The following is an 11336-nucleotide window of genomic DNA, read 5'->3' as shown; positions in this document are numbered from 1 at the left end:
CCCGCGGTAGCGGTACCGATGGTTTTACCGTTGTCGAGAATGGTGACGGTATCACCGGCTGCCGCGGTTCCTTTGAGGATCGGGGTGGCATCGTTACTGGTCTTCCCGCTCAGATTGTCTCCGGCGGAATCGGTGAGGCTGATATCTCCTGCCGGGGCCGGGGTAGCAGGGCCGACGGTGACAGTGATGGCGGCTGAAGGCTGGCTGGTATTACCGGCCGCATCGGTGACCGTGGTGGTGATACTGTGGCTGCCGTCGGTCAGAGCATGCAAGGTACTGCTCCAGCTGCCGTCACTGCCCGCGGTGGCGGTGCCGATGGCTTTACCGTTGTCCAGAATGGTGACGGTGTCGCCGGCTGCCGCGGTGCCCTTCAGGATCGACGTGGTATCGTTGGCCGTTTTCCCGCCCCGTTCGTCCCCGGCGGAATCGGTCAGGCTGATATCGCCTGCTGCAGCCGGCGCCGTGGTTTCGATCGTGACAGGAATAGCCGCCGAAGACTGACTGGTATTGCCGGCGGTATCGGTGACGGTGGTGGTGATACTGTGGCTGCCGTCGGCCAGGGCCGGCAGGGTGCTGCTCCAGCTGCCGTCGCTGCCTGCCGTGACTGTGCCGATGACTTTACCGTTGTCCAGAATGGTAACGGTGTCGCCGGCTGCCGCGGTGCCTTTGAGAACAGGGGTGGCATCGTTACTGGCTTTCCCGCTCAGGTTATCCCCGGCGGTATCGGTTAGTTCGACATCACCGGCTGCTGCCGGCGCCGTGGTATCGACCGTGACAGGAATGGCGGCCGAAGGCTGGCTGGTATTGCCGGCGGCATCGGTAACGGTGGTGGTGATGCTGTGACTGCCGTCGGCCAGGGCCGGCAGGGTACTGCTCCAGCTGCCGTCGCTGCCGGCAGTGACTGTGCCGATGACTTTACCGTTGTCGAGGATAGTGACGGTGTCGCCGGCTGCCGCGGTCCCTTTGATAATCGGGGTGGTGTCATTAGTAGTCTTGCCGATTAGAGAGTTACCAGAACTATTGCTAATTTCTATATGACCTGCGGGGGGATTGTCTTCCTCAGAGGGAGATGAATTATCCGAAGAAGTTATATTGTCATGATGATTGGCACCTAAAAGCATAGCGCCTACACCCAGTAATGCAGCACCTACGGTGGCTATTTTTTCAAAACTTCCGGTTGCAGCATTATTTGCCGAAGATATTGAATCTAAACTTGTAATTGATGATAGGTGGAAATTATTATCATTATCATTTAACCACCATAAGTTTCCATGATGATCCTCAATAACTAAATCACTATGCTGCCCGTTACTGTATGAAAGGAAAAAGTTTTTCAGTTTTAGATGATCTCCTGATGTGGTAACGATGACCAGATCATTTCCATCTCTGCTAAAAGAGGAAATCTGTTCACGGTTCAAATGAAGGAGAATTGTGCTAGGGCCTGAAATATTCACATTTGATGTATTCAGCGTAAGTTTCTGGCCGGTATCTTTTATCGTAACGGAGACATTTTCCATAGGATCATAATTACCTTTAAAAATATTTATTGAGGTGGATATTAACCAGCATCAGTAGGATCATATTTTGGTCACATGAACACAGGTTTTGATTTCGATGGTCTGAACTTGGTATTGGGCAAAAATTAACCAACAGATGGAATATATCAGTTCCCAGATATTTTCCATCTGTTAACCAGGTCAGTAGTTTGCTTTTAATAGTACAAGATTGTAAAGATTAACTTATATTTAACTATTTTTGGAAGCAAGGTTGTTTTTATTAAATGGATGAATAAATCGCAATTGCATATTTTTATCCTTATAAAACATAGTATTACATTGAGAGCCTGTTTGTTTCAAAATGTATATTATGTGTTTTTTCATTAATAATTATTAATGGTATTTTTGATTATCACGCTTCTTACAAGATAAGGAAATTTAAACTTAAACCCTATATTTTGGAGGGTTTTTTTCATATTGCTACATTAGTCTGTTATAGAGTCGCTGATTTTTTGGCGTCGTTTTACAAGCAGGCAGGCCTTGGATATCACGCTTTTACTCGGAAGCTACCTTAATAAATCATGATAAATTAACTCTCATCATTACATTACAGTTGAATATTTCGAAAGAGAGTGAAGGGGATTTTAGAAACACTATAATCTGCCAGGTCGTTTATTTAACCTTTATTCCTGTGTGGTTATTTTTCTGTTGGAATAGTAATCATGATTATTATCTTGCTAAGAATACAACAGAGCTCATTTGGTATCAGTGCGTGGAGTAACATGGAACGAATAGGGGGTTATAATACTTATCGGTTGGTAATATGACTCTCTATATTATCCTCCCCGAGCCAGAAGATGATGTATAATAAGTTGGAAATTAGCACGATCATGTATTTAAGAGGGAACGTTTTATATCATAAGACGTTCAGAATGTTATTGTCAGTAGCCTACAAGCACACGACATTTTACAGGCAGGGCATAGGAGCAGAAGATGGCGCAGGGTCCACTGACTGAGAAAGAGCTGGAATGGCTGGATGATATTTTTATGAAGTACGGGGATGACGATTCAGTGCTGGATGTTTCCGGGCTGGATGGTTTCCTTACGGCCATTCTGTCAGGGCCGGTCATGGTTGAGCCGGAAAGATGGCTGGTAGAAGTGTGGGGCGGAGCAGGTAAGGTGCCGCGCTGGAGTTCTGAACGCGAAATGGAACGGTTTATGAACCTCACTTTCCAGCATCTGGACGATATCGACCAGCGTTTATCGGACTACCCTGAACAGTTTGAACCGCTGTTTGGCGCCCGTGAAACAGAAGGTCAGGAGTTCACCATCGTTGAGGAATGGTGTTTCGGCTATCTGCGCGGAGTGGCACTCGGGGGCTGGCCGGAATTACCGGCGGCATTACAACCTGCGCTGGATGCCATTGCGTTACACGGACAGGAAGAAAAATTCCCGCTGCTGGAAACCTTAAGCCCGGAAGCTTACGAAGAAAGTATCGACGCGATTTTACCGGCAGCACTGGCACTGCACAGCTACTGGCTGGAGCATCGCTGTGACGAAGTGGTCAGTCAGCCGTTTATCGCAGAGGTCAAAGCCGGACGTAATGACCCTTGCCCTTGTGGCAGCGGGAAAAAATTCAAACAGTGTTGCCTGCACTAATCACCGGTGATCTCACGGGGAGAACCCCGTAACATCACCGGAGGGTATTAGTGGCTAATCACCTGTAGCTGATCACCCACGGCTTTGTAGTCTTTCTGATTGTCCGGGCCGATAAAGTCAGCGGCCGGGGCATTGACGTGAAAGGCAGCAAACGCCTCTGATTTTACCGGTTTCCAGGAAGAGGCCAGGTTTTTATCGCCTTCCCCTTTGTAGACCGCAATGTAAGGGTAAGGGTACACCGGACGGGTAGCTTTCAGTGCCGGCATCGCGCTGGCATAAGGCTTGCCGGGACGCTGAACCCCATGGAACGCCGTCTGAGCCGCACTGGCTGGCGATGGCGGAGGGCCGGGCGGCATCTCTGCCCCGGCATTCAGTGTTTTACCAGTGATCAGTGCCTGAGGTGCTTTACCGTCTTCTGTCCAGGCCATTAGCGGTGTCAGTAAGTCGACCTGATCGTAACCTTCACCCCGTCCGCAGTGTGCCACGCCCGGTAACAGGAACAGCTTCATGAACGTATCCGTCTCCTTCTGACCGAGCGTTTTGACCACGCCCTGATAATAGGCCAGCGAGAAGGCCGGGCTTACTGAGTCATCAGCCAGCCCGTGCCACATAATCAGTTTACCGCCCTGCGCACGGAAAGGTGCCAGATTGGTATTCGCTGCGTTATACAGCGGGGCATAACGGGCGACTTTTTCAAAATTCGCCAGGTTGAGCGGGAAATCACGCATAGAGCGGATAGTGTTTTTACCCGGGGCCAGCAATACAGATTGCAGTGCCGGTAACACCATCGATTCGGCCGGAGATGTGCCGTTGCGGGTGGCAGGTACAGGCCAGCGGAGTTCCGAACCGACAGGGAAGCCGCCCGGCACAAACTGATGACCCTGACCATCATTTGCCCCTTCATAGTAGCGACTGACGACGCCCAATTCTTCGCGGGTCAGGCAGGCTGAGTGATCTTTGTCACCGGGCTTACATATTTTGAACCAGGAAGGTGAGAAAGGGCAGGCATACGGGTTCTGCAGAATGCCGTCATTGACACCGGATAAGGTCGGGCAGTGGGCAAGCGCCGTTTTGTGGATCAATGGCAGGCGATCCGCTAACAGGATGGCAGAGCCGTCTTTACGTTCGTTGGCCACCACACTCCAGCCATGGAAGAAGGAGTTCTGGAAAGAGAAGAAGGCTGCCGGTGCGCCGGCACTGATCCCGTCGAAGTCTTTCGGAAAACGCTGGGCTTCCATCAGGGCCTCGCGGCCACCGTCAGAGCATCCCATAAAGTAGGCATATTTCTGTGGCTGATGATAGAGCGCAGAGATCAGTGCTTTGGAGAGCAGCGCAGTCAGGTGATTGGCTCGCCAGGCAAAATCAATCCGCTTTTGCGGATCTTCAGCCCAGGTGGCATCCATCATACTGCCGCTGTGGCCCATATCGGTAGCGGCAACCACAAACTCACCATTCATCGCAGGAATGCAACCGCCGGTATTCGAGAGCCTGAGATTGATCGTGCCGCATAATCCGCCACAACCTACCTGCAGAAAGCGCTGGGTCCAGTGTTCTGTCGGAAGCGCAACCTGCACGCCGATATCCGGCGCGATGCGGGCAGAAACTTTACAGTACGTCCCTTTTTCACTGTTTTCATTGCGGGCAGACAGGATTGTCACCGCCGCACCGGTTTGTGCAGAAAAATTCTGCTGCGCCAGCGCGCTACAGTCAATCACCGGTTTGACCACCGGTAATGTGGCCGCTTTCGTCAGCGGGCTGAAGAGAGAGAACAGCAGGCCGACAGCCAGCAGTCTGCAAACGATCATCAAAGATTTCATTACCTGAGTATCCGTTATTGGCAAGCGGGTATCCGTCCCGACAGACATATGCCTGGGAAACTGCGGGTGCTTCAGGACGGAGGATCCGCAGCAACGCATTAGCCGCATTGCTGCTGAATAAGCTTAGCAACCGGACGGCAGAAATGTATATTCACTGAAGCGTAAAAGAAGTGTTAAAACGCCGCACTTCTGTCACGTTCCGGCGGATGATGCGGCCTTCGGCCGAATAAAGGAGTCCTGATGAGCGAGTTTATTTTCTCTGTGTTACCTGCAGCCGTGGAATTTTATGACCGGCAGCAACATCTCAAGGCCAGGCTAGAGGGCGGCTACCAGACTACCGCGGCCGGGTTATTCAACACCGGACAGGCAGATGCACTTGCGACCGAAACGCTTATTTACCGGATTGAAGAAGTGCTGGAATCCGAAGGCAGAATTGTTTCTCCGGGCGGCATTGCGATATGCCATGACCCGTTATTGGGCAGGGTGTGCGGGGACTTTCTGGCGGGCGAAACAACCATTACGCCCGCGGGCGTTGAGGTGGCCTTTAATCGTTTGTCTGAACAACTTTCTTATGCCCCTCTGGCGCTGACCGGCCTGCAAACGGGGACGTTCTGTTACTTCGTATTCATCCGCGAAATGATCCATCATCTGCAGATAGCTCACCTTTACTACCAGCCCTGAAAATATCTGAAATATTTTTAATATCCTCCTGAACAGAGGGTAGCCAGCGGTCAGGGGATTATGTAATATGACGTCTGGACATCCAGACGGATATACGTGCAGACGCATAATATTATCCGGCAGGGATCAGGGAAAAACACCGGTCGGCACCGGTAAACCGCAGACACTGAGCCGCAGGTGCGACATTCCGGGCGGCAGCACTATTACAATAATCAGCCTGATCACAGGCGGGTATACAGGACAGAACATGAAAAAAATTGCATTCTCATTACTGGCATTAAGCCTGTTCAGCACCGCTCCCGTTTTTGCCGACACTATGACTCCGGTGCCTGCGGCCATTGCCAGCCACCACGGTCCAATCCGTATTGCGGTTATCCGTAACCTGGGGTCAGATGATAACACCACCCAGTTTGTCGCCGGGGCTATCAAACAGGCGAGAAAACTGGGCTTTAAGGTCAATACCTTCCTGAGTAACGGGGATGATGCGCGTTTCCAGGACTTCGTGAACCAGGCGATCACCCAAAAATATGACGGGATTATCCTGTCACAGGGCCGTGCACCTTACTCAGAAGATCTGGTGAAACGCATCACTCAGGCAGGGATCGCAGTCTCTGTCTTTGATACGGCGGTGCCTGACAATATTCCGGGCGTGACAGTAACCCGTCAGGATGATGCTTCCCTGACGGATATGTCTTTCGGACAGCTGGTGAAAGATTTCCACGGTAAAGCGAATATCGTCAAGCTATGGGTCGCCGGTTTCCCGCCGATGGATCGTCGTGAAAAAGAGTATCAGAAGTTACTGAAGCAGAACCCGGGCATTAAACAGCTGGAGTCTCTGGGGGCAGTATCCAGTGATGTTCAGGGCGATACCGCGAACAAAGTCGGTGCCATCCTGGCGAAATATCCGAAAGGAAAAATCGATGCTATCTGGGGATCATGGGATGCGTTCAGCCAGGGTGCTTATAAAGCCTTACAGGAAAATGGCCGGACAGAGATCAAGCTTTACAGCATTGATATCTCCAACCAGGATCTGCAGATGATGCACAGCAAAAATAGCCCGTGGCAGATGACGGCGGCCGTCGATCCGCAGTTGATCGGTGCCACTAACGTCCGCCTGGTCGCGCTGAAAATTGCCGGCGAAAAAACGCCAGCGACCTATGAATTTAAAGCAGCTTCAGTCTCGCAGGCACTGCTGAAACAGCAGAGCGGTGATGTCAACATGGCCAGCCTGCCAAAAATTATTCCGGGCTGGGGAACGACGCAGGATTTCGTCGCACCATGGTTTGCCACCCTCGAAGCAAAAGCGAAATAAGACAGCGATGAGCGCGCTACCACCACCGGAATACAGCCGCAATATGCGGCTTATCGGGCACAGTGATCAGGGGGGGCGGCCGGACGGCGTCCAGCTTATGGTTCATCGCGGGTTTGCCTATATCGGTCATATGGTCTCCTCCGGGTTTTCGGTGGTGGATGTGCGGGATCCCTCCCGACCGAAAACGGTGAATTATATTGCCGCACCGCCCGGAACCTGGAACATACACCTGCAGGCCCATGACGATCTGTTACTGGTGATCAATGCCCGTGACCTGTTTGCGGATACGCGTTTTGCCGATGAGAAAGTCTATTACACCCGACAGGTCGGTGAGACGGTCAGTGATGTGCAGGATAAAGGCTGGAGTGCCGGTCTGCGTATTTTTGATATCTCGGTGCCGCAGAGTCCGCGTGAGATAAGTTTTCTGTCACTCGGAGGCATTGGTATCCACCGCATCTGGTATGTGGGGGGACGCTGGGCCTATGTCTCGGCGTTGCTGGACGGTTTTAGCGATTATATCTTCCTGACCATTGATTTAGCGGATCCGCGCCATCCGACGGTCGCCGGTAAATGGTGGCTGCCCGGCATGAATCAGCAAGCCGGTGAAGTGCCTGACTGGCCGGAAGGTAAACGTTATGCCCTGCATCACGCGATCATCAGCGGAGATACGGCCTATGGGAGCTGGCGTGACGGGGGACTGACGTTACTGAACATCAAAGATCGCACCGCCCCGGAACTGATCAGTCATCGCAACTGGAGCCCGCCTTTTGGTGGCGGTACGCATACGGCGCTGCCTTTACCGGACCGGGATTTACTGGTCGTTCTGGACGAAGCGGTGCTCGATCAGCAGCAGGATGGAGAGAAATTGATCTGGCTGTTTGATATTCGTGACCCGGCGAACCCGGTCAGTATTTCGACCTTTCCGCCGCCGGACGAAGCCGATTATATTGCCAAAGGAGCGCATTTCGGGCCACATAACCTGCATGAAAACCGGCCAGGCAGCTTTATCAGTTCCACGCTGATCTTTGCGACCTATCAGAATGCCGGGGTACGTGCGTATGACATCAGCAATCCTTACCGGCCGGTAGAAACGGGTGCGCTGGTGCCGGCGGCCCCCGAAAAAATGATGGATACCCGGCCCGGACGTCCGCAGGTGATCCAGTCCTGTGATGTCTTCGTGGATGCACAGGGGATCATTTACAGTACGGACTACAACGGCGGCTTGTCGGTTATCGAATATCTGGGCTGATGGCTCAGGCCGGTCGTTCAGACCGGCCCGGATCCTGTTGCCGTTTTCCTCCCGCCGGGGACCGGACTGACCCGGAGTCAGTCGGCGGATTATCATCCTCAGCAATTACCGTCCGGAGGCGTACGGGTGCCAGGGGGATATGATCGCCCGTCGCAACCGGAGGTGCAGGCGGCCTTCCCTTTAGCAGATAGCCGGTAGTGCCGTGACCTGGCGGATCAGCGTTTCTCTGGCGTTATCCAGCAGTTGCGGGTTGGTTTGCCGGGATAACTCTGCCCGGGATTTTTTACCCAGGAAGTAATGGATCCTTTCACTGTTCGCACCGGAAGGGTGTGGTAATCCCGCCAGTACCCGCGCCGGATCGATCCGCTGTTGCTGAACCAGTAGCGCCACACCTTGTGTTGCCACCGGCCCCAGCGGGACAAAGACCGCCTGCGGAAGTTGCGCAGCTTCTGCCGCGAACCCGCGTTCAATGCTGTGTCTCAGCAGTGCTGACTGGCGGAAAGACGGGGTATTGTTATAATTTTTGCCGTTCACAAACACTGGCTGATTAAACAGCGAGGTAAAATGCACCAGTGACAGATGGTCCCCGAATAATGCTCTGCAGGAAGGGAGGGCCAGCCAGTCAGCCAGCCCGACAGCATCCAGTAGCTGGATCAGATTATTGCGGATAGCACCGCTGAACGCACCCTGCTGTTTTGCGAGTAATAACGCCTGCTCATCACTGCTGCCCGCCAGCAAAGCCTGCTGTGCCGCAGTGACCGCATCCCGCCATTGCTGGTAACCCGGGGTGATCCCGACCAGCACGATGCGGGCAGCCGGATTCAGGTAGTCAAACGGGATGTAGTATTCAGCCAGAGCGCCTTCCTGACCCAGTAAAAATTCCTGAGGGAGCTGTCGGCGGACAGAGGGGGTAAAGTCTTTAATGGCCTGACGGAACTGGCTGAACATCATGAGCATTATCCTGAACAAATTTCACGAGATATTCCGGCTCCCCGCCCGTGGAGGTCAGGGTTAATTCTGACTGGCCGGTATGGCAATCATAAAACAGCATTAACCGGGCACCCGGCAGGGGGAATAAACTCACCCTGTGGAACGGGTCATGCATAGGCTCCGCTGTGGAGACCGGTATCCGGGTACAGATAAAAAAAAACCTCACCCGTCAGGTGAGGCTTTCTGAGACATCAGTACGGCGACGGCTTAGTCATCCAGGAAGCTGCGCAGAACTTCTGAGCGGCTTGGGTGACGCAGTTTACGCAGTGCTTTCGCTTCGATCTGACGGATACGTTCACGGGTAACATCAAACTGTTTACCCACTTCTTCCAGGGTATGGTCAGTGTTCATATCAATACCGAAACGCATACGCAGAACTTTTGCTTCACGGGCAGTCAGTCCGGCCAGAACATCATGGGTTGCTGAACGCAGGCTCTCAGAGGTTGCAGAGTCCAGTGGCAGTTCCAGCGTGGTATCTTCGATAAAGTCGCCCAGATGTGAATCTTCATCATCCCCGATCGGTGTTTCCATCGAAATCGGCTCTTTAGCGATTTTTAATACCTTACGGATCTTATCTTCCGGCATCAGCATACGCTCAGCCAGTTCTTCCGGAGAAGGCTCACGACCCATTTCCTGCAACATCTGACGCGAAATACGGTTCAGTTTGTTGATGGTTTCAATCATGTGCACCGGAATACGGATAGTCCTTGCCTGGTCTGCAATCGAACGGGTGATTGCCTGACGGATCCACCAGGTTGCATAGGTAGAGAATTTATAACCGCGACGGTATTCAAACTTATCAACGGCTTTCATCAGACCGATGTTACCTTCCTGAATCAGATCCAGGAACTGCAGACCACGGTTGGTGTATTTCTTAGCAATGGAGATCACCAGACGCAGGTTCGCTTCAACCATCTCTTTTTTCGCACGGCGGGCTTTCGCTTCACCGATGGACATACGACGGTTAATGTCTTTTACCTGCTCAATCGTCAGGCCGGTCTCTTCTTCAATCTGTGCCAGTTTCTGCAGGCCACGGGAAACATCTTCCTGAACTTCCTGCAGTTTTTCGGACCATGGTTTCTTCAGGGCCAGAGCCGCTTTGAACCAGGTATCGTTCGTCTCGTTACCGGTGAATAACGTGATGAAGTTCTTCTTCGGCATCTTGCAGATTTCAACACACAGTCGCATGATGGCGCGTTCCTGACCACGGACACGATCCATCATTTCGCGCATATTGTTGACCAGATAATCAAACTGTTTAGGCACTAAGCGGAACTGCTTAAAGACCTCTGACAGGTTCTGGATTTCGACAATAGCGTCAGCATGGCTGCGGCTTTTGCTTTTGATGACGTTACGGGTGACTTCATACTGAGCACGTAATTCAGTAAATTTCTCGCGCGCCAGTTCAGGATCGATAGAGTTATCGTCATCTGAATTGTCGTCGTCGTCTTCTTCGTCTTCATCATCGTCACGATCTTCTTCTGAAAGTTCAGACCCGACGTGTGTTGCTGTCGGTGCCAGATCTTCTTCAGCATTCGGATCGACAAACCCGGTAATGATATCGGAAAGACGGGTTTCACCGGCTTCAACTTTGTCGTACTGCTCAAGCAGGTAGGTGATTGCTTCCGGATATTCTGCGACGGAGCACTGAACCTGGTTAATACCATCTTCAATGCGCTTAGCAATGTCGATTTCGCCTTCACGGGTCAGCAGTTCTACTGTCCCCATCTCGCGCATATACATGCGGACCGGGTCTGTCGTCCGGCCAATTTCGGATTCTACGCTGGATAATACCTGCGCAGCGGCTTCTGCTGCATCTTCATCAGTATCCGAACTGTTTTCATTCAGCATCAGATCATCAGCATCCGGGGCTTCTTCCACCACCTGGATGCCCATGTCGTTGATCATCTGAATGATGTCTTCAATCTGATCGGAGTCGACAATATCTTCCGGCAGATGGTCATTGACCTCAGCATAGGTCAGATAGCCTTGCTCCTTACCACGGGTGACAAGTAGCTTCAGCTGTGACTGCGGGTTTTGCTCCATAAGACGGTATCCACACTTCTGTTAATGAGATTGGTGTTGGCCGGGGCTAACCGGCAATAACAGTAAAGGCGTTCAATAGCTGCGGC

8 protein-coding genes and 1 pseudogene are annotated in these 11336 nt (G+C 52.2%); 4 read left to right on the top strand and 5 right to left on the bottom strand.

Going from position 1 to position 11336, the window contains the following annotated elements:
* A partial coding sequence (locus GTPT_RS16500) for an Ig-like domain-containing protein (RefSeq protein WP_248700195.1) occupies positions 1-1121 on the bottom strand: 1121 nt, incomplete at its 3' end.
* An 81-nt stretch (positions 1122-1202) separates the two neighbouring features.
* Positions 1203-1517 (bottom strand): annotated as a pseudogene (locus tag GTPT_RS18070) (BapA/Bap/LapF family prefix-like domain-containing protein); the annotation flags it as partial.
* A gap of 972 nt (positions 1518-2489) precedes the next feature.
* Here GTPT_RS18070 and GTPT_RS16495 point away from each other — a divergent pair.
* Positions 2490-3155, top strand: a complete 666-nt coding sequence (locus tag GTPT_RS16495; protein ID WP_029991416.1) for a YecA/YgfB family protein — start codon at positions 2490-2492, stop codon at positions 3153-3155.
* 47 nt (positions 3156-3202) lie between these two features.
* On the opposite strand, the gene GTPT_RS16490 is transcribed toward GTPT_RS16495, so the two are convergent.
* Positions 3203-4960: a tannase/feruloyl esterase family alpha/beta hydrolase gene (locus GTPT_RS16490; RefSeq protein ID WP_244875089.1), complete on the bottom strand. Its 1758-nt coding sequence runs from the start codon at positions 4958-4960 to the stop codon at positions 3203-3205.
* A gap of 252 nt (positions 4961-5212) precedes the next feature.
* Between GTPT_RS16490 and GTPT_RS16485 the strand changes: the two genes are divergently transcribed.
* From GTPT_RS16485 to GTPT_RS16475, 3 genes are all read left to right on the top strand, one after another.
* Positions 5213-5653, top strand: coding sequence for a hypothetical protein (locus GTPT_RS16485; RefSeq protein ID WP_029991414.1), 441 nt, complete (start codon positions 5213-5215; stop codon positions 5651-5653).
* Positions 5654-5900: 247 nt separating this feature from the next.
* Positions 5901-6965: a sugar ABC transporter substrate-binding protein gene (locus tag GTPT_RS16480; RefSeq protein WP_025901696.1), complete on the top strand. Its 1065-nt coding sequence runs from the start codon at positions 5901-5903 to the stop codon at positions 6963-6965.
* A 7-nt stretch (positions 6966-6972) separates the two neighbouring features.
* Positions 6973-8214, top strand: a complete 1242-nt coding sequence (locus GTPT_RS16475) for an LVIVD repeat-containing protein (protein WP_029990037.1) — start codon at positions 6973-6975, stop codon at positions 8212-8214.
* 180 nt (positions 8215-8394) lie between these two features.
* Here the strand turns inward: GTPT_RS16475 and GTPT_RS16470 are convergent, their stop codons facing one another.
* The gene (locus GTPT_RS16470) at positions 8395-9165 is read right to left on the bottom strand and encodes a hypothetical protein (protein ID WP_038011831.1); all 771 of its coding nucleotides are present in this window, start codon (positions 9163-9165) and stop codon (positions 8395-8397) included.
* Positions 9166-9411: 246 nt separating this feature from the next.
* Complete coding sequence (gene rpoD, locus GTPT_RS16460) at positions 9412-11250, bottom strand: RNA polymerase sigma factor RpoD (protein WP_025903182.1); 1839 nt, start codon at positions 11248-11250, stop codon at positions 9412-9414.
* Positions 11251-11336: the final 86 nt, after the last annotated feature.

Origin of the sequence: Tatumella ptyseos ATCC 33301, assembly GCF_000735525.1 — a bacterium.
Taxonomy (GTDB): domain Bacteria; phylum Pseudomonadota; class Gammaproteobacteria; order Enterobacterales; family Enterobacteriaceae; genus Tatumella; species Tatumella ptyseos.
The sequence above is the reverse complement of the archived record's forward strand: the minus strand, read 5'-3'. Positions and strand labels throughout refer to the sequence as shown.